Genomic DNA, 17,822 nt, shown 5'->3' on the forward strand with positions numbered 1-17,822 from the left:
CTGTCGGTGCTCGGGACAACGCCACTCAGCCGAACGTCTATGCAACCAGAGAACACCACCCGCCCCGCCCTGTCCCGCCGCTTTTCCGTCGCGCCGATGATGGATTGGACCGATCGCCACTGCCGCTTCTTCCTGCGTCAGCTGTCGCGTCACGCCCTGCTCTATACCGAGATGGTCACCACCGGCGCGCTGATCCATGGCGATCGCGAGCGTTTCCTGCGTTACAGCGAGTGCGAACACCCCATCGCCCTGCAGTTGGGCGGCAGCAACCCGCAGGACCTGGCCGCCTGCGCGAAGATGGCCGAAGCACATGGCTACGACGAGGTGAACCTGAACGTCGGCTGCCCCAGCGACCGGGTGCAGAACAATATGATCGGTGCCTGCCTGATGGGCCATCCGGCGCTGGTGGCCGACTGCGTCAAGGCCATGCAGGACGCCGTGAACATCCCGGTGACGGTCAAGCATCGCATCGGCATCAATGGCCGCGACAGCTACGCCGAGCTGTGCGACTTCGTCGGCCAGGTGCGCGAGGCCGGCTGCCGCAGCTTCACCGTGCATGCCCGCATCGCCATCCTCGAGGGCCTGTCACCGAAGGAAAACCGCGAGATTCCGCCGCTGCGCTACGACGTTGCCGCGCAGCTCAAGCAGGACTTCCCCGACCTGGAAATCATCCTCAATGGCGGCATCAAGACGCTGGAAGAATGCGAGCAGCACCTGCAGACCTTCGATGGCGTGATGCTCGGCCGCGAGGCCTATCACAACCCCTACCTGCTGGCGCAGGTGGACAGCCGTCTGTTCGGCGCCGCGCACGCCGGCATCACCCGCATGGACGCCCTGCTCGCCCTGAAACCCTACGTCGAGCAGCACCTGCGCGAGGGCGGCACCCTGCATCACGTCAGCCGCCATGTGCTCGGCCTGGCCCAGGGCTTCCCCGGAGCGCGGCGCTTCCGCCAGCTGCTGTCGGTGGACATTCACAAGGTGCAGGACCCGCTGGGACTGCTCGACCAGGCCGCCGAACTGCTGCGCGGGCATTAATCGGGCGCACTGAGGCGATAACGGCTGCGCCCGGTGGCCTGTACCAGGCCGTTCTCCTCCATGCGGCGCAACACCTGTCGTACGCTGACCAGCGAAAGCGGCTCGCCGGCCTCGCTCAGTTGCCGGTGTAGCTCGCGCGCCGATATGCCCTGTTCGTCATTGGCGCTGTACAACGCCTCCACCACCTTGAGCCGCGGCATGCTGAAGCGCAGCCCGGCAGCCTGCAGCCATTCACGACACTGGCGTGTATCCGGTCCTGCGGAAACTGAACGAGAAGGCTGGGTTTGGGTCGACATACTGGGCTCCTTGGCGGCTCGTCTACAGTCGGACTCCACCGACTTCGATGCGTTCTGACGCACCGTCATGGATAGAGACGAACGAACCGACGAAAACCACAGCCCCAAAAAGGTAAATTTTGTCAGTGACCCGCCCGTTGAGCGCCCGCGGCGCCTCGGGTAAGGTCATGCCATCTGCAACGACAAGGCCTCGTCATGACCTCCAAGCTGGAACAACTCAAGCAGTTCACCACCGTAGTCGCCGACACCGGCGACCTCGACGCCATCGCCCGCCTGCAACCGGTGGATGCCACCACCAACCCCTCGCTGCTGCTCAAGGCCGCCGCCCTGCCCCGCTACGCCGACCTGCTGAACCAGGCGGTGAGCGCCGGCCAGGGTGACCTGGGCCTGGCCTGCGACCAGTTTGCGGTGGCCGTCGGCCAGGAGATTCTCAAGGTGATCCCGGGGCGGATTTCCACCGAGGTCGATGCGCGTCTGTCATTCGACACCGACGCCACCCTGCGCCGCGCCGAGCGCCTGATCGGTCTGTATGAAAAGGCCGGCATCGGCCGCGACCGCGTGCTGATCAAGATCGCCTCGACCTGGGAAGGCATCCGCGCCGCCGAGCAACTGGAAAAAGCCGGGGTGCAGACCAACCTGACCCTGCTGTTCGCCTTCGCCCAGGCCCAGGCCTGCGCCGATGCCGGGGTGTTCCTCATCTCGCCGTTCGTCGGGCGCATCTACGACTGGTACAAGAAGGCCGAGGGCCGCGATTTCGCGGGCAGCGAAGACCCCGGGGTGCAGTCGGTCACGCGCATCTACGACTACTACAAGGCCAACGGCTACGACACCGTGGTTATGGGCGCGAGCTTCCGCAACCTCGGTCAGATCGAGGCGCTGGCCGGCTGCGACCGCCTGACCATCAGCCCCGAGCTGCTGCAGAAACTGGCCGAGGACGATGGCCAACTGAGCCGTCAGCTACAGCCCGGCGCAACCGGCGAACCTCGCCAGAGCCTCGACGAAGGTGCCTTCCGCTGGGCCCTGAATGAGGACGCCATGGCCACCGAGAAACTGGCCGAGGGCATTCGCCTGTTCGCCCGCGATCAGGAAGCGCTCGAAGCCCTGCTGGCCGCCAAGGCCTGAACCCAAAAGGGGCGCCAGCCAAGCTGACGCCCCTTTCGAATACGACGAGATAAATAAGTAGGGTGCGCCCTTGCGCACCTGAGGCTTTCTTTGAATCAGTCGGTGCGCACAGCGCGCCCTACGGAAATAACAACGGCGGCAGGTCAGTGCCGCTCGAGCGCGCTGACCAGATCGTGGAACGCCTCGCGGTTGGAGTCGTTGAGCCCCATCAGGATGCGGTGCGCTTCCAGCACCTTGGCCTTGACCACTTCTTCGGACTGGTCCTGCGACGGCAGATCGTCCAGGCATTCCGGACACGGAATCGGCCGATCAACGATATTGAACACCTGATCGAACCCCATGGACTCCAGCAGGCGGGTGATGTCGTCATGAGTGGTGACAACGGTCGGCAACAGACCCACCTTCTGCCGCGACAGGATGGACAATTTCGCCAGCAAACCGAGCGTGGTGCTGTCGATACTGCGAGTCTCGGTCAGGTCAATGACGATCGCCGAAAAATTCAGCGCGGTGAAAATCTTTTCAATCGTGGCATCCAGTGCTGAACACAGCGTCAGACGGACTTCACCGACGAACTTGAGGACGAAGGTGCCATCCTGCTCGGCGAATTGGATACGACCGGGGCTTATCCCAGGATTCATGCAAGGTTCCTGCTCAACACCAGCAAGGCGATATCATCCGGCATCTCGCCCAGATTGGCCAGACCGAGAACTTGACGCAAACCGCTCAAGGTTCCGCCAGCCTGACTAACCAGTTGTGGCAACGCCAATTCCTTCTCTTTCAGCGTGTCGCCCGGCAACAGGTCGAGAATGCCGTCCGAAAGCAGGGTCAGGCTGAAAGACTCCGGCAGCTCCATCACCAGGTCGCCATATTCGGCCTCTGCGAACAGGCCGACCGGCAGCCCACGCCCCTCCAGGTAACGCGCCTGGCCGTTCTCGAACAGCACCGGAAGCGGGAGATGCCCGCCGATGCTGTAGGTGAGCTGGCCGCTCTGCTCGTCGATCACCCCACCGAGCATGGTCACGTGCTTGCCCAGCTTGCAGTTGATCAGGCCGCGGTTGATGTGACCGAGCACATCGGAGGGTTTGAACTCGGGCAGCGTGCCGCCACGCCGCCACTCGTAGAGCAGGCGCGTGGTCATGAACTTGAGCAGCACGGTGACGAATGCCGAGGACGCGCCATGACCGGAAACGTCGGCCAGATAGAAGGCGATGCGCCGCTCGTCGATACGGAAGTAATCGACGAAATCACCGGACAGGTACAGCGACGGAATGATCTGGTGAGCGAAGGTCAGGCCATCGACCTGCCAGGGCGTCACCGGCAGCATGTTCATCTGCACCTGGCGGCCGGCGTTCTGATCTTCCTGCAGCAGGTGCAGGCTGGCCTGCAGCTCGCGGTTGGTCGCCTCCAGCTTCTCGCGATAGCGCTGGTTCTCGACGCGCAGGCGGGAACGATCCAGCGCGCGGCGCACCGAGTGCTCCAGCACGGCGAGGTCTTCGAGGGGTTTGATCAGGTAGTCGGCAGCGCCCAGACGCAGGGCCTCGACGGCATCGTTCATCACGCCGGCACCGGAAACCACGATCACCGGGACTTCCACGCCGAGCGCGTTGATGCGTCGAATCAGTTCGAGACCATCGACCTGCGGCATGCGCAGGTCACAGATCATCAGGTCGGGGCCTTCCTGCTGGAACACTTCCAGCCCCTGCAAACCGTTGTTGGCCTGCAACACCTTGAAGCCGCTGTCCTCGAGGTAGGCCGCGAGGCTTGCACGTACGACATCGTCGTCGTCGATGATCAGCAGAGTGGCACTGGTTTTGTGCATGGGGTATCCAGGCAAACTGCGCCAGGGCAATTGGAGTCACTGCCCGTAGCGCGGCGCCGCATCATTGGCGCCAGGGCGATTTCAAGGGGCAGACGGTACTCCCATCTGCCGGCCGATTCAAGCCGGGACCGGTCGTCGTTCGGCGGCTTTACAGGTCAAATCGGCGGGGGTTATAAGAGCCGCGGAAGAGCTCATAAGAAGAGGACAGGGTCCATGAGTCAGAATGATCGAGCCTACAGCGAGAAACGCGACTACATCCGCATGCGACTGGAAGCAGCAGTCGTCCTCCATCATGCTGGCCGGGAAATCCCTGCACTGTGCCTGGATCTCTCCAGTACCGGCATGCAGATCGAGGCCGAAGTCGCCCTGAGCATGGGTGACAAGGTCAAGGTCCACATCCCCTCCGAACACAGCGAACTGGCCGGTCTCGATGCCCAGGCCGAGGTGGTCCGGATAAGTGACCTGGGCGATGGCCGGCAGTCGCTCGGGCTGGCGATCATCTCCATGAGCTGAAATCTGCTTTTACGAAAAAGGCGGCCTGTGGGCCGCCTTTTTCGTCTCTACAGACTGCTTCCGATGCTCAGAAGTCGTCTTCGACCTGCCCATCCTTGATCTTGAATTCGCGGCTCTGCAGGTAGGCATTGCGAATGAAGACGTACTTGTCGCCGCTGATCAGGCGCTCGGCCTGCAGCAGGTTGGCACGCGTATCGACGACCTGGACGCCGCGAGTGACGTTGCGGGTCGGCACATGGTCGATGTACGGATAGGGCGTCAGGAAGCTGTCCGGTACTCGCCCCGTGGCATCGCGCACGGTGCTCGGGCCGAGGAACGGAATGACCAGGTACGGGCCACTGTCCAGGCCCCAGACCCCGAGGGTCTGACCGAAATCCTCGTCGTTCTTGCGCAGGCCCATGTGCTTGGCCACGTCGAAGAAGCCCAACAGGCCGAAGGTGGTATTGAAGATCAGACGGCCGGTGTCCACACCGGCGTTGTGCAGCTTGCCCTGCAGCAGGTTGTTGGCCAGGTTGCCGACATCGCCGACATTACCGAAGACATTGTGCACGCCATCTTCGAGAAACTGCGGCGTAACGGCTCGGTAACCCTGCGCCACGGGTTTGAGCGCATAGGTGTCGAGGGTATCGTTGAAGCGGAACATGGCTCGGTTGAAACCTTCCCAAGGGTCCTCTTCCGAAGCGGCCTGGCTCATGGCAGGCAACAGGCTCAGGCCGACGAGGGCCATCAGGCCGCCCAGGCGCGCGAACCAGCGAGCACCGATCACATGCATTGAAATCTCTCCTTGAGGGAAATGGTGTGGCCACCGCCAGCGGCCGGAAGGCCGCGTAGTATAAAGCCTGGAGCCCTCATTGGGCAGCATAGCGAAGAAAAGCGATGACCGATGAAACCTTGCTGCACACCGCACACATTCCCGTACGCTGGGGCGACATGGACAGCTATGGGCACGTCAACAACATCATCTACATGCAGTATCTGGAGGAAGCCCGTGTCGCCTGGTTCGAACTGGCCGGCGTGGCCATGAGCAACGTGCCGTTCGGCCCGGTGATACTGCAGACCCAGCACACTTACCTGAAGCCCGTGGTGCACCCCGCCACCGTGGTGGTGGAGCTGAGGGCCGGTGCCATGGGCCGCAGCAGCCTGGTCATCGAGCACCGCCTGAGCACCCTGGAGGACCCGCTGACGCTCTACGGCGAAGGCTACTGCAAGCTGGTATGGATCGACCATGGCAGCGGCCAGTCGGTGCCACTGCCCGAGACCGTACGCGCCCTGTTCGCCGTCACCTGACGGTCATATTCCGGTCATCCGCTGCCGCTAACTTGGCCTGGGCCATTGCCACGGATGATCCCATGCCCTCCCCCTGCACCGCCCTGATCTTTCAACTGTCCGGCTGCCTGGTCGACTTCGGCGCACGCACACTGCCCGTCGCATTGCAGCGCTTGCACCCCGAGCGCGCCCCCCAGCCCATCGCGGGCACACCTCGACAGGCACTGGAAGCCCTGCTCGACAAACCGGCCACGGCAGCGCAGCTGCAGGCGCTGGAGCAGATGCTCGGCCAGGTCGCGAGCGAACATGCCGAGCTGACCCCTGGCGCATCAGCGCTGCTGCAAGTTCTGCATGGCAACGGCACGCCCTGCGCCTGGCTGGACGACCTGCCAGCCGATGCCAGCCTGCGTCTGGCTCAGGCGCTGCCGACCCCGGTGCAAGCGGTGACCACTCGCCAGGCCCGGCCATGGCCTGCCCCGGACAGCTGCTGGCAGGCGTTGAGCCAACTGGGCGTCGAGCGTCTTGACGGCTGTATCGTCGTCAGCGGCAACCCCCTGCTGCTGCAGGCCGGGCTCAATGCCGGCTGCTGGACCATCGGTCTGGCCGCCTGCGGCCCGCTGTGCGGCCAGGCCCCGGCCGACTGGCTGGCGCTCGGTGCAGGCGAGCAGGAGCGTTTGCGCGCCGAAGCCACGTTGCAGCTCTACCGTTTGGGCGTGCATTCAGTGGTCGATCACCTGGGCGAGATCGAGGCCAGCCTCGACGATATCGGCATGCGCCGGCACAAGGGCGAAAAGCCCTGAAACGGCTTGACCCCGGTCAGGCAAAGCCGACGCGCTTGGATTACCCTTGAAGCAGGCAGAAACCTTCGGCTACCGATCACGGTCAATGCCTATGCCAATTCGACAAGGGAGAACCCTATGCCAGCCAATGACCTGCAGCAGCAACTGGAAGCCCTTCATGAGCAACTGGCTCAGGGCACGCCGCTCAGCGAGGAAGAACGGGCATCGCTTTACCTGCTGATTCAGGAAATCGAAGTGCAACTGGCGCGCCAGGCCGCGGCCGCTCCCGACGCCACACTGGTCGATGGCGTCAACCTGGCGGTGGAACGTTTCGAAGCCAGCCACCCCACGCTCGCCGGCACCCTGCGCAACATCATGCAGAGCCTGGCCAATATGGGTATCTGAGCCTCAGGCTAAAGGCGAGCCAGCTGGGGTGTCCGTGGGCCTGACCTACTGGCGGGCCAGGCGGGTGTTGTCCGCGGTGGTCGCCTCGGTGCTGCGGTACGGGTTGATATCCAGCCCGCCGCGGCGCACGTAGCGCGCATAGACGGTCAAGGTCTGCGGCTGCAGCAGGCGCTGCAGATCGAGGAAGATGCGCTCCACGCACTGCTCGTGGAAGTCGGCATGCTGGCGGAAGCTCACCAGATAAGCCAGCAGGCTGGCGTGATCCAGCGCCGCGCCGCGGTACTCGACCACCAGACTGCCCCAGTCCGGCTGGCCGGTGACCGGACAGTTGGATTTCAGCAGATGGCTGTGCAGGCTCTCCTCCACCACGCGGCTCGCGTCGCAACGCAAGAGCTCCGGCTGCGGATGGGCGTACTGGCTGACGCTGACGTCCAGCTCATCGATGCACTGCCCCGGCAGCGTCGCCACGCCCTCGGCAGCTACCTCGGCCAGCGCACGCAGGCGCACCGCCACCGGCTTGCCGGCCACGGCCGACAGATCGCGCGCCAGGGTGGCCTGCACCTCATCCCAACTGGCGAACGCGGTCTGGTTCAGCGAGTTGAGATAGAGCTTGAAGGATTTGGACTCGATGATGTTCGGCGAATCGGCAGGAATGGCGAACTCGCCGATGGCCACCACCGGCTTGCCGGACGGCAGCAGCCAGGACAGCTCGTAGCAGTTCCAGTAGTCCACGCCCCGATACGGCAGGTTGGCGCCGTCGAGGCTCAGCTCCGCCCACTTGGTGGTGCGCGAGATGGGGAACAGCAGCTCTGGGCTGTATTCGGCGATGTACTGGCTGGACTTACCCAGCGGGGAATGTTCGGCGGGGTGTTGCATGGGGCGGGATCCGGGTTGGCGAAAAACCGGGCGAGTTTACCGGGTTGACCGCCCAGCCGCACCCGCAGCGAGCTCCAGGTTTGCTCGGTGCGCACGGCGCACCCTACGTCAGGCCAAGGGCGCCCTAGTAAACGTAGGGTGCGCCGTGCGCACCAGAATGCTCCTGACAGGCTCATGCCGCGGCGGGCTCCTCCTCGATCATCCGCAGCGGTGCCCAGCGGCGCAGCAGCAGGTACAGCGTGGGGATCACGTAAAGGGTGAAGAAAGTGCCCACCAGCAGCCCGCCAACGATCACCAGGCCGATCTGCTGGCGACTCTCGGCGCCGGCACCGGTGGCGATGGCCAGCGGCAGCGAGCCCAGGACCATGGCGCCGGTGGTCATCAGGATCGGTCGCAGACGCTGCACCGAGGCCTCGATCACCGCCTCACGCAACGCCCTGCCCTCACGCAGCAACTGGTTGGCGAACTCGACGATGAGGATGCCGTGCTTGGTGATCAGGCCGATCAGGGTCACCAGGCCGATCTGCGAGTAGATGTTCCAGGTGCCGCCGAACAGCTTCAGCGCCAGCAAGGCGCCGGCCATCGACAAGGGCACACTGAACAGGATGATCAGCGGGTCACTGAAACTTTCGAACTGCGCGGCCAGCACCAGGAAGATGAACGCCAGGGCCAGGGCGAAGATCAGCAGGATGCCCGAGCTGGATTCCTTGAAGTCGCGCGAGGTGCCGGTGTAGTCGTACTGCGTCTCCGGCGGGAATACCGCACGCGCGCCGGCCTCCAGGTAGTCCAGCGCCTCGCCCAGGGTATAGCCGGCGCCGACGTTGGCGCTGATGGTCACCGCGCGCAGCTGGTTGAAGTGGTTGAGTTCGCGCGGTGCCACGGTTTCGCGCACCTCGATCAGGTTGGACAGCTGCACCATGCCGCCGTCGCGATCACGCACGTAGACGCGATCCAGGTCCTGCGGATTGCTGCGGTCGATATCCTGCAGCTGCACCAGCACGTCGTACTGCTCGCCATTCTGCTTGAAGCGGGTCACCTGGCGGCTGCCGAACAGGCTCTCCAGGCTGCGGCCGATCACCGATACGTCGGTACCGACCGCCACCGCCTGCTCGCGGTTGACGGTGATCTTGAGCTGCGGCGAGTTGAGCTTGAGGTCGCTGTCCAGCCCCTCCAGGCCCGGATAGTCGCGCATGCGCTCCATCAGCTGGTCGACATAGCCCTGCAGCTCGGCGTACTCCATCGACGAGCGGATGACGAAATTGATCGGCTGGTTGCGCGCGCTCTGCCCCAGCGGCGGGCGGTTGACCGGGGTGACGCGCATGCCGGCAATGTCCTGCAGTTTCGGCAGCAGCTCGTTGCGGATCTCGAACTGGCTGCGCGCACGGTCGCCCCAGTCCTCCAGCTTCATGAAGGAAATGCCCTGGGCCACGGTCGGGAAGCCCGCGATGACCAGGTAGCGATTGGTTTCGGGAATGCTGGCGTAGGCCGCCTCCACCTCGCGGGCGTAGCGCGCGGTGTAGTCGATGGTGGCGCCGTCCGGGCCATTGAACACGCCAACGATGGTTCCGGTGTCCTCGGTGGGCGCCAGCTCCGAACGCAGGCCGCTGAACAGCCACGCACACAGCACGAAGGCCGCCAGCAGCACACCGATCACCAGCGGCCAGGCACGCAGGGCACGATCCAGGCTGTGCTTGTAGCTATAGGTGAGGCCGTTGAGAAAGCCCTCGATCAGGTTGTATACACGGCCGTGGCGCTGCTCGTGCTGGTGCGGCTTGAGCATCACCGCGCACATCATCGGTGTCAGCGTCAGGGCGACGAAACCGGACACCAGCACCGAGCCGGCCAGCGTCCAGGCGAACTCGGTGAACAGCTTGCCGGTGGTGCCCTGCATGAAGCCGATCGGGGCGAACACGGCGGCCAGGGTCAGCGTCATGGCGATCACCGCGAAGGCGATCTCGCGGCTGCCCTTGAAGGCGGCCTGCACCGGCTTCATCCCCGCCTCGATATGGCGATGGATGTTCTCCAGCATGACGATGGCGTCGTCCACCACCAGACCGATGGCCAGGACCATGGCCAGCAGCGTCAGGGTATTGATGGTGAAGCCCATCAGCGACATCAGGGCGAAGGCGCCGATCAGCGACACCGGGATGGTCACCAGCGGGATCAGCGTCGCACGCAGCGAGCGCAGGAAGATGAAGATGATCAGAATGACCAGCGCCACGGCTTCCCAGATAGTGGTGAAGACGTTGTCGATGGATTCGCGGATGAACTGCGAGTTGTCGTTGGCCACGGTCATGTTCATGCCGTCGGGCAACAGCGCCCTGACATCGTCCCAGGCCGCCTCGAGGCCATCGGAGATATCCAGCGGGTTGGCCGTGGCCTGCTTGACCAGCCCCAGGGTCACCGCCGGCAGGCCATTGAAGCGCACCACGGTACGTTCGTCACGCGGCCCCACTTCGGCGCGACCGACATCGGACAGACGCAGCAGGTAACCCTGCGAATCATCGAGGATCAGCTCGTTGAACTGCTCCGGGGTGCGCAGATCGGTTTCCGACAGCACGCTGAATTCGCGCTCGCGCGACTCGATGCGCCCGGCCGGAATCTCCACGTTCTGCCGGCGCAGGGCATCCTCCACGTCCTGCACGGTGAGGTTGTGCGCGGCGAGCTTCTCCGGGTCGAGCCAGATACGCATGGAAAACGTCCGCGCACCGCGCACCTGCACCTCGGACACACCGGGAATGGTCTGCAGGCGGTCCTTGATCACCCGCTCCAGCACATCGGTGATTTCCATGGCACTGTGCTGCTGGCTATGGAAGGCGATCCAGACCACCGGCTGGGCATCGGCCTCGACCTTCTGCACGATGGGCTCGTCCACCTCGTCCGGCAGCAGGTTGCGCACCCGCCCCAGGCGGTCGCGCACGTCGTTGGCCGCCTCGTCGGCGCTGCGCCCGAGACGGAACTGCGCGGTGATCTGGGTGTTTTCCGCACGACTGATGGAGGTGACGAAATCCAGCCCCTCGATGCCGGAGAGCACGTCCTCCACCGGCTGCGCCACCTGCGACTCCATGATTTCCGGGCTGGCGCCGGGATAGGTGACCTGCACGGTGACGATGGGCACGTCGATATTGGGGTATTCGCGCACGTTGAGGCGGTCGTAGGCCATCAGCCCCAAGAGCACCACGATCAGCGACAGAACGGCGGCGAATACCGGCCGGCGAATGCAGACATCGGAAAGTGTCACAGCTGGCGCTCCCCGCTCTTGGTGCGTACCGCCAGCCCTTCGCGTACTCGCTGCCAGCCGGCGCTGATAAGCGTTTCGTCGCCCTGCAGGCCTTCGCGCACCTCGACCAGGCCATCGAAGCGCTTGCCCAGCGTCACCTCGCGGCGCTCGACCTTGCCGTCGACCACCAGATTGACCAGCAGCTTGTCGCCCTGCGGCATCACCGCTTCCTCGGGAATCACCAGGGCATTGGACCGTTCTTCGAGAATCACCGAGACCCGGACGAACTGGCCCGGGCGCAGGCGACGATCGTCGTTGCCGATATGCGCGCGAATGGCCTGGCTACGCCCGGCTTCGTCCAGGCGCGGGTTGATGGCGTAGATCTCGCCACGAAAGCGCTCGTTCGGGTAGGTGTCGAGGGTGATTTCCACGGTCTGGCCAAGACGCACCTGGGACACGGCCTTCTGCGGAATGCGGAAGTCGACCTTGAGCGGGTCGAGCACCTCCAGGTTGACGATGTTCTGCCCGGCGCTCAGGTAGTCGCCGACGCTGGCCTGGCGCAGGCCGAGCGTGCCGTCGTAGGGGGCCTTGATCTGGGTCTTGTCCAGTCGCGCCTGGGCCAGGGCCTGGCTGGCACGGGCGGCCTGCAGCTGGCTCTGCGCCTCGTCCAGCGCCTGGGCATTGCTGGCGCCACGCTGGAACAGCATCTGCGCGCGCTGGTGGTTCTTCTCGGCGAGATCGAGATTGGCCCGGGCCTGGGCGAATTCGGCGCGGGCAATGGCGTCGTCGAGGCTGATCAGCAGGTCGCCGGCGGTCACCGCCTGGCCTTCACGAAAATGCAGGGTTGCCAGGCGCCCCTCCACCTCCGGACGAATCATCACCGATTCATCGGAGCGCAGCGATCCGAAGGTGATCAGCTCGTCGCGCACCTCCATCTGCCGTACCGCCACCACCTCGACCATTGGCCCCTCGGCTGCGCTCGCAGGCAGAGCGAATGCACCCAGCAACAACCATGGAAGAGCACGTAACAGCACGGTCATGATCAGCCCCTTTTTCTCGGTAGAGGCGGAGTCTAACCGGCCGCTGCGTTACTGACAGGAGCGCAAGTTATTTCGCTATGTTTTTTCTGGCGCCGCCACAGTCTGTAGGAGCGGCTTCAGCCGCGAGCATTCAACGGTAGCCCGGATGAAATCCGGGGAGCCGGCAGCCATACCCCGGATTTCATCCGGGGCTACCGGCGCGGCCTGCGCCGCGAAAATCGCGGATAAATCCGCTCCTACATGAGTGGCAACGTCACTGACGCATGCCGCGGCCGCTGACCAGCAGGCGAATGCACAGCGCATAGAGCACGGCGGTGGCCAGCAGCATGAAGCCGATGGCCACGCCGATACGGATGTCCGACACGCCGAGAATGCCGTAGCGGAAGGCGTTGACCATATGCAGGATCGGATTGCCCAGCGACACCGCCTGCCAGAACGGCGGCAACAGAGTGATGGAATAGAACACCCCGCCCAGGTAGGTCAGCGGCGTCAGCACGAAGGTAGGCACGATCGAAATGTCGTCGAAGTTGCGTGCGAACACCGCGTTGACGAAGCCGCCAAGAGAAAAGATGGTCGCCGTCAGCAGCACCACCAGCACGGTCACACCCAGGTGATGCACCTGCAGGTGGGTGAAGAACAGCGACAGGATGGTGACGATCACACCCACCGCCAGCCCGCGCAGCACGCCACCGATGACGAAGCCGATGAGGATGGTGTGCGGCGATACCGGCGAGACCAGCAGTTCCTCGACGTTGCGCTGGAACTTGCTGCCGAAGAAGCTCGACACCACGTTGCCGTAGCTGTTGGTGATCACCGACATCATGATCAGCCCCGGCACGATGTACTCCATGTAGCTGAAGCCGCCCATGTCGCCGATCTGCCGGCCGATCAGGTTACCGAAGATGACGAAGTACAGAACCATGGTGATCGCCGGCGGCAACAGGGTCTGCGGCCAGATACGCAGGAAACGGCGCACCTCGCGATGAACGATGGTACGCAGGGCCACCAGGTTGGCGGCAAATTCGCTGTTCAGATACTGGGTATTCATTGCGCCACCTTGGCCAGGTTCTTTTCCACCAGGGAGACGAACAGCTCCTCCAGGCGATTGCTCTTGTTGCGCAGGCTCAGCACCTGCACCTGCTGCTGCGCCAGTTGCTGGAACAGCGCATTGAGGCCCTGGCTCTTCTCCACCTGCACCTCCAGGGTGTGGTGATCGACCAGGCGCGCCGGATAGCCCGTCAGCCTCGGCGCCTCGCTGTAGGAGTCCTTCAGATCGAGCAGGAAGGTCTCGACGTGCAGCTTCTTGAGCAGGTTCTTCATGCTGCTCAGCTCGACGATGCGGCCGTGGTCGATGATGCCGATGTTGCGGCACAGCTGCTCGGCCTCTTCCAGGTAATGGGTGGTGAGGATGATGGTGATACCCTGCTGGTTCAGCTCGGTGAGAAAGCTCCACATCGAGCGGCGCAGCTCGATGTCCACCCCGGCAGTGGGCTCGTCGAGAATCAGCAGGCGCGGCTGATGCACCAGGGCGCGGGCGATCATCAGGCGGCGTTTCATGCCGCCGGACAGCTCGCGCGAAGCGACGTCGCGCTTTTCCCACAGGCCGAGCTGGGTCAGGTACTGCTCGGCCCTCTCCTTGGCGATCGAGCGCGGAATGCCGTAGTAGCCGGCCTGGGTGACGACGATGTCGAACACCTTCTCGAACTGGTTGAAGTTGAATTCCTGCGGCACCACGCCCAGGCAGCGCTTGAGCGCGTAGGGTTCGCGATCGAGGTCGTGGCCGAACACGCTGACCGTGCCGCTGCTCTTGTTCACCAGCGTGGAAAGGATGCCGATGGTGGTGGATTTACCGGCGCCATTGGGGCCGAGCAAGGCGAAGAAATCACCTTCGGCGACGTCCAGATCGATACCGTGCAGGGCCTGGAAGCCGTTTCCGTAGGTCTTGGTCAACTGGCGGATGGTCAGGGCGGAGCTCATGAAGATGGGGTTTCCCGCGCGAGAGTGGAGTCAGGGTAGATGAGGGCGAAGGCGCTCGATTGCAACCGCGTGTTTCGCCCATTCCGTGCTGGCATGCACCCTACCGACCCTGACGCGCGGAGAAAAGGCCGTCCTGACGATCTTGACTATCGACTCAGTCGATAGCTGCCGCCTCACGCTGCATGTCGCCGCTCAATTCCAGCGCGCCGGCCTCGAACAGATGCGGATAGCAACCGCGCAGGTGCTCGAAGAACAGCTGCTGCGGCAGATCCTCGAACTGGCCGTGGTCCTGCAGGTATTCCATGTAGCGCTCGCCGCGCTCGTTGTAGGGATGAAAGACGCTATCGTGCACGCCATCGAACTCCAGCGGCGCCACCTTGAATACGCGGCACAGCGCCTCGTTGAACGCCGGCGTGGCCTTGACCCAACGCCCGCCCAGATACAGCTCGGTATAGCCGTGCATGGCGAACACCTCGCTGCGCAGCAGCTCCAGCAGGCGCGGCGTCGACAGGTGATTGCGCACATCGGCCAGGCCGATACGCGCAGGAATGCCGCAATGCCGTGCGCATGCGGCGAGCAGATTGGCCTTGGGCACGCAGTAGGACTCCCCGGCCGTCAGCGCGTGGCTGGCCTTCAGCGCCTGCGCATCGAGGCTGAATGAATAGGGGTTGTAGCGAATCTCGTCGCGCACCGCGAGATAGAGCGCGATGGCCTGACTGCGCGGTTCTCGTGAGGCGCCACGGCAACGTTCGGCGAACTCGATTACCAATGGATGGTCACTGTCAATGAAGCGGCCGGGGCGTAGACAGTTCTGCATGATGGGGCTCCTGAAGTTCGCTTCAGTCTAAACCTGCCAATTGCCCGACGTTCACGACGATCCGGCCAAGCTCACCGCCCCCGTTGCCATTTGTGGCTATGCTCGGGGCGTCGCCCGCTCGAATCATGGAGGAATGCACATGCTCGTCATCTGGTTGCTGGTGCTGCTGCTCGGGGTCATCTACCTGGCCCATAGTCGCACCGCCGCCCGCCCCGCCCTCGGCATCACCGCGGCCTACCTGGTGGCCATGGCCCTGTTCAGCCCGGTACCCGGCTGGCTGCAACTGCTGCTATGGATAGTCACCGGCGCAGTCGCCGCCTTCATCCTGCTCGACGACCTTCGCCGGCAGCTGTTCACCCGCCCCTTGTTCGCCTGGTTCCAGCGCGTGTTGCCGCCGATGTCGGCCACCGAGCGCGATGCCATCGAAGCCGGCACGGTGTGGTGGGACGGTGAGCTGTTCAGTGGCAAACCGGACTGGGACAAGCTCTTGGCCTACCCCAAGGCCAGGCTGACCGAAGAGGAACAGGCCTTTATCGACGGCCCCACCGAAGAACTCTGCGCGATGATCAGCGACTGGCAGGTCGGCCAGGAGATGGACCTGCCGGAGAAAGCCTGGGAGCACATCAAGCAGCACGGCTTCTTCGCCCTGATCATTCCCAAGGAATATGGCGGCAAGGGCTTCTCCGCCTACGCCCACTCGCAGGTGGCGATGAAGCTGGCCACGCGCAGCGGCGACCTGGCCTCCACCGTGATGGTGCCCAACTCCCTCGGCCCGGCCGAGCTGCTGCTGCATTACGGCACCGAAGAACAGCGCAACCATTACCTGCCACGCCTGGCGCGCGGTGAGGACATCCCCTGTTTCGCCCTTACCGGCCCGCTGGCCGGCTCCGACGCCGGCGCCATGCCGGACACCGGCGTCATCTGCAAGGGCCAGTTCAACGGCGAGGAAGTGATCGGCCTGCGCCTGAACTGGGAGAAGCGCTACATCACCCTCGGCCCTGTGGCCACCCTGCTCGGCCTGGCCTTCAAGGCCTACGACCCGGACCACCTGCTGGGCGACAAGGAAGACCTCGGCATCAGCCTGGCGCTGATTCCCACTGATACCCCCGGCGTGGAAATCGGCCGTCGCCACCTGCCGCTGGGCGCAGCCTTCATGAACGGGCCGAACTCGGGCAAGGACGTGTTCATTCCACTCGACTACCTGATCGGTGGCCAGGAGTACCTCGGCAAGGGCTGGATGATGCTGATGAACTGCCTGTCGGTCGGCCGCTCCATCTCGCTGCCTGCCGTCGGCACCGGCGCGGCCAAGTTCACCAGCCTCGCCACCGGCCAGTACGCCCAGTTGCGTGAGCAGTTCAACGTACCGCTGTCCGCCTTCGAGGGCATTCAGGAAGCGCTGGCGCGCATCGGCGGCAACGCCTGGCTGATGGACAGCGCGCGCATCCTCACCGCCAATGCCGTCGACCTGGGCGAAAAACCCTCGGTACTCTCGGCGATTCTCAAGTACCACCTGACCGAGCGCGGCCGCGAATGCATCGGCCACGCCATGGACGTGCACGGCGGCAAGGGCATCATCATGGGGCCGAACAACTACCTGGCCCGCTCCTGGCAGGGCGCACCGATCTTCATCACCGTCGAGGGCGCCAACATCCTCTCGCGCAACCTGATGATCTTCGGCCAGGGCGCCATCCGCTGCCATCCCTACGTGCTCAAGGAAATGGCCCTGGCTGACCGCGAAGACAAGGACGAGGCGCAGCTCGAGTTCGACTCGCTGCTGATGCGCCATATCGGTTTCGCCGTGAGCAACGCGGCCAGCAGCTTCCTTCTCGGCCTGACCCTGGGCCGTCTGGGCACGGTGCCGGGTGACGACCTCAGCCAGCCCTACTACCGCGCCCTCAACCGCCTGGCCGCGGCCTTCGCCCTGTGCGCCGACAGCAGCATGATGCTGCTCGGCGGCGACCTGAAGCGTCGCGAACGTCTGTCTGCGCGCCTGGGGGATGTGCTCAGCTATCTCTACCTGGGCTCGGCGGCACTCAAGCGCTACCACGACCTGGACTATCAGGAAGCCGTCAGACCGCTGCTGCGCTGGGCCATGGAGGAAAACCTCTACCGCGCCGAGCAGGCGCTCGATGCCCTGCTGAGCAACTTCCCCAATCGCCTGTTCGGTTGCCTGCTGAAGGTACTGGTGTTCCCGCTGGGCCGTCGTCACCACGGCCCGAGCGACGTGCTGGACGCCGAAGTGGCCGCGATCATCGGCCGCCAGGCCGGCGACCCGGCGCTGGAATCGGTGCTGGAAGGCTGCTATCGCCCACAAGCCGACCAGGACTCGGTCGGCGCCCTGCAGCATGCGCTGAACCTGGTACAGGCCAGCCACGACGCCCGCAAGCGTCTGCACCAGGCACTCAAGGACGGCAGCCTGCAACCGGCACCGGGCCAGGATGCCATCGAGGCGGGGATCGCTGCCGGCATCCTCGACGCCGAACAGGGTCAACGCCTGCAGGCGGCCGAGGCGGCGCGGCGGCGGGTGATCGATGTCGACGATTTCGCCAAGGAAGAACTCAAGCTGAGTCGCGGCACGGTGCGCTGATGCAAGCGGCCAGTGGCAGGGGCTTTAGCCGCGACTCAAGAAGCTCGCCGCTACGACTGCAGGGATGCAG

The 17,822-nt window shown here is 64.3% G+C and carries 17 protein-coding genes; 7 read left to right on the forward strand and 10 right to left on the reverse strand.

The features are described 5' to 3' along the window. Positions 1 to 39: 39 nt before the first annotated feature. Positions 40 to 1,035: a tRNA dihydrouridine(20/20a) synthase DusA gene (dusA, locus tag BLS61_RS10735; RefSeq protein ID WP_090430644.1), complete on the forward strand. Its 996-nt coding sequence runs from the start codon at positions 40 to 42 to the stop codon at positions 1,033 to 1,035. Here dusA and BLS61_RS10740 read toward each other — a convergent pair. Then, entirely contained in the window at positions 1,032 to 1,331 is a 300-nt protein-coding gene (locus tag BLS61_RS10740) for a Fur family transcriptional regulator (RefSeq protein WP_090430646.1), read from the reverse strand. The two genes, dusA and BLS61_RS10740, sit on opposite strands and share 4 nt — an antisense overlap. A 195-nt stretch (positions 1,332 to 1,526) precedes the next feature. Here BLS61_RS10740 and tal point away from each other — a divergent pair, with 195 nt between their 5' ends. Then, entirely contained in the window at positions 1,527 to 2,453 is a 927-nt protein-coding gene (gene tal / locus BLS61_RS10745) for a transaldolase (protein WP_090430647.1), read from the forward strand. Positions 2,454 to 2,596: 143 nt separating this feature from the next. On the opposite strand, the gene rssC is transcribed toward tal, so the two are convergent. Continuing rightward, on the reverse strand, positions 2,597 to 3,079 hold the full coding sequence (gene rssC / locus BLS61_RS10750) for an anti-sigma factor antagonist RssC (protein ID WP_024308595.1): 483 nt from the start codon (positions 3,077 to 3,079) through the stop codon (positions 2,597 to 2,599). An 8-nt stretch (positions 3,080 to 3,087) separates the two neighbouring features. After that, positions 3,088 to 4,272: a two-component system response regulator RssB gene (rssB, locus tag BLS61_RS10755; protein ID WP_090430650.1), complete on the reverse strand. Its 1,185-nt coding sequence runs from the start codon at positions 4,270 to 4,272 to the stop codon at positions 3,088 to 3,090. A gap of 213 nt (positions 4,273 to 4,485) precedes the next feature. Between rssB and BLS61_RS10760 the strand changes: the two genes are divergently transcribed. Next, positions 4,486 to 4,785: a PilZ domain-containing protein gene (locus tag BLS61_RS10760; protein WP_090430652.1), complete on the forward strand. Its 300-nt coding sequence runs from the start codon at positions 4,486 to 4,488 to the stop codon at positions 4,783 to 4,785. Between the two features lie 67 nt (positions 4,786 to 4,852). On the opposite strand, the gene BLS61_RS10765 is transcribed toward BLS61_RS10760, so the two are convergent. Beyond that, complete coding sequence (locus tag BLS61_RS10765) at positions 4,853 to 5,557, reverse strand: MlaA family lipoprotein (RefSeq protein WP_090430654.1); 705 nt, start codon at positions 5,555 to 5,557, stop codon at positions 4,853 to 4,855. A gap of 104 nt (positions 5,558 to 5,661) precedes the next feature. Between BLS61_RS10765 and BLS61_RS10770 the strand changes: the two genes are divergently transcribed. From BLS61_RS10770 to BLS61_RS10780, 3 genes are all read left to right on the forward strand, one after another. Continuing rightward, positions 5,662 to 6,072: an acyl-CoA thioesterase gene (locus BLS61_RS10770; protein ID WP_090430655.1), complete on the forward strand. Its 411-nt coding sequence runs from the start codon at positions 5,662 to 5,664 to the stop codon at positions 6,070 to 6,072. A 62-nt stretch (positions 6,073 to 6,134) separates the two neighbouring features. Then, positions 6,135 to 6,851: an HAD superfamily inactivated hydrolase PcrP gene (gene pcrP / locus BLS61_RS10775; RefSeq protein WP_090430657.1), complete on the forward strand. Its 717-nt coding sequence runs from the start codon at positions 6,135 to 6,137 to the stop codon at positions 6,849 to 6,851. A 117-nt stretch (positions 6,852 to 6,968) separates the two neighbouring features. Beyond that, positions 6,969 to 7,235: a DUF4404 family protein gene (locus BLS61_RS10780; RefSeq protein WP_090430659.1), complete on the forward strand. Its 267-nt coding sequence runs from the start codon at positions 6,969 to 6,971 to the stop codon at positions 7,233 to 7,235. A gap of 45 nt (positions 7,236 to 7,280) precedes the next feature. Here the strand turns inward: BLS61_RS10780 and queF are convergent, their stop codons facing one another. The 6 genes from queF to BLS61_RS10810 form a co-directional block, all read right to left on the reverse strand. Next, positions 7,281 to 8,111 (reverse strand): NADPH-dependent 7-cyano-7-deazaguanine reductase QueF, encoded by an 831-nt coding sequence (gene queF / locus BLS61_RS10785; RefSeq protein ID WP_090430662.1) that lies wholly within the window; start codon positions 8,109 to 8,111, stop codon positions 7,281 to 7,283. 172 nt (positions 8,112 to 8,283) lie between these two features. Then, positions 8,284 to 11,352, reverse strand: a complete 3,069-nt coding sequence (locus BLS61_RS10790; RefSeq protein WP_090430664.1) for an efflux RND transporter permease subunit — start codon at positions 11,350 to 11,352, stop codon at positions 8,284 to 8,286. Further along, complete coding sequence (locus BLS61_RS10795) at positions 11,349 to 12,371, reverse strand: efflux RND transporter periplasmic adaptor subunit (RefSeq protein ID WP_090430666.1); 1,023 nt, start codon at positions 12,369 to 12,371, stop codon at positions 11,349 to 11,351. Before BLS61_RS10795 ends, BLS61_RS10790 begins: the two co-directional genes overlap by 4 nt. Before the next feature lie 253 nt (positions 12,372 to 12,624). Next, positions 12,625 to 13,404, reverse strand: a complete 780-nt coding sequence (locus tag BLS61_RS10800; protein ID WP_090430878.1) for an ABC transporter permease — start codon at positions 13,402 to 13,404, stop codon at positions 12,625 to 12,627. 11 nt (positions 13,405 to 13,415) lie between these two features. After that, positions 13,416 to 14,348: an ABC transporter ATP-binding protein gene (locus BLS61_RS10805; protein WP_090430667.1), complete on the reverse strand. Its 933-nt coding sequence runs from the start codon at positions 14,346 to 14,348 to the stop codon at positions 13,416 to 13,418. A gap of 154 nt (positions 14,349 to 14,502) precedes the next feature. Next, positions 14,503 to 15,165, reverse strand: a complete 663-nt coding sequence (locus BLS61_RS10810) for a transglutaminase-like domain-containing protein (RefSeq protein ID WP_090430669.1) — start codon at positions 15,163 to 15,165, stop codon at positions 14,503 to 14,505. A gap of 139 nt (positions 15,166 to 15,304) precedes the next feature. Here BLS61_RS10810 and BLS61_RS10815 point away from each other — a divergent pair, with 139 nt between their 5' ends. Then, a complete protein-coding gene (locus BLS61_RS10815; protein WP_090430672.1) occupies positions 15,305 to 17,752 on the forward strand; it encodes an acyl-CoA dehydrogenase in 2,448 nt (815 codons plus the stop codon). Positions 17,753 to 17,822: the final 70 nt, after the last annotated feature.

Source organism: Ectopseudomonas guguanensis (assembly GCF_900104265.1).
GTDB lineage: Bacteria > Pseudomonadota > Gammaproteobacteria > Pseudomonadales > Pseudomonadaceae > Aquipseudomonas > Aquipseudomonas guguanensis.

What these genes read in the sequence shown, in the direction of transcription:
- dusA (WP_090430644.1), top strand. Translation starts at nt 40, where the DNA reads ATGCAACCAGAGAACACCACCCGCCCCGCCCTGTCCCGCCGCTTTTCC.
- BLS61_RS10740 (WP_090430646.1), bottom strand. Translation starts at nt 1,331, where the DNA reads ATGTCGACCCAAACCCAGCCTTCTCGTTCAGTTTCCGCAGGACCGGAT.
- tal (WP_090430647.1), top strand. Translation starts at nt 1,527, where the DNA reads ATGACCTCCAAGCTGGAACAACTCAAGCAGTTCACCACCGTAGTCGCC.
- rssB (WP_090430650.1), bottom strand. Translation starts at nt 4,272, where the DNA reads ATGCACAAAACCAGTGCCACTCTGCTGATCATCGACGACGACGATGTC.
- BLS61_RS10760 (WP_090430652.1), top strand. Translation starts at nt 4,486, where the DNA reads ATGAGTCAGAATGATCGAGCCTACAGCGAGAAACGCGACTACATCCGC.
- BLS61_RS10765 (WP_090430654.1), bottom strand. Translation starts at nt 5,557, where the DNA reads ATGCATGTGATCGGTGCTCGCTGGTTCGCGCGCCTGGGCGGCCTGATG.
- BLS61_RS10770 (WP_090430655.1), top strand. Translation starts at nt 5,662, where the DNA reads ATGACCGATGAAACCTTGCTGCACACCGCACACATTCCCGTACGCTGG.
- pcrP (WP_090430657.1), top strand. Translation starts at nt 6,135, where the DNA reads ATGCCCTCCCCCTGCACCGCCCTGATCTTTCAACTGTCCGGCTGCCTG.
- BLS61_RS10780 (WP_090430659.1), top strand. Translation starts at nt 6,969, where the DNA reads ATGCCAGCCAATGACCTGCAGCAGCAACTGGAAGCCCTTCATGAGCAA.
- queF (WP_090430662.1), bottom strand. Translation starts at nt 8,111, where the DNA reads ATGCAACACCCCGCCGAACATTCCCCGCTGGGTAAGTCCAGCCAGTAC.
- BLS61_RS10795 (WP_090430666.1), bottom strand. Translation starts at nt 12,371, where the DNA reads ATGACCGTGCTGTTACGTGCTCTTCCATGGTTGTTGCTGGGTGCATTC.
- BLS61_RS10805 (WP_090430667.1), bottom strand. Translation starts at nt 14,348, where the DNA reads ATGAGCTCCGCCCTGACCATCCGCCAGTTGACCAAGACCTACGGAAAC.
- BLS61_RS10810 (WP_090430669.1), bottom strand. Translation starts at nt 15,165, where the DNA reads ATGCAGAACTGTCTACGCCCCGGCCGCTTCATTGACAGTGACCATCCA.
- BLS61_RS10815 (WP_090430672.1), top strand. Translation starts at nt 15,305, where the DNA reads ATGCTCGTCATCTGGTTGCTGGTGCTGCTGCTCGGGGTCATCTACCTG.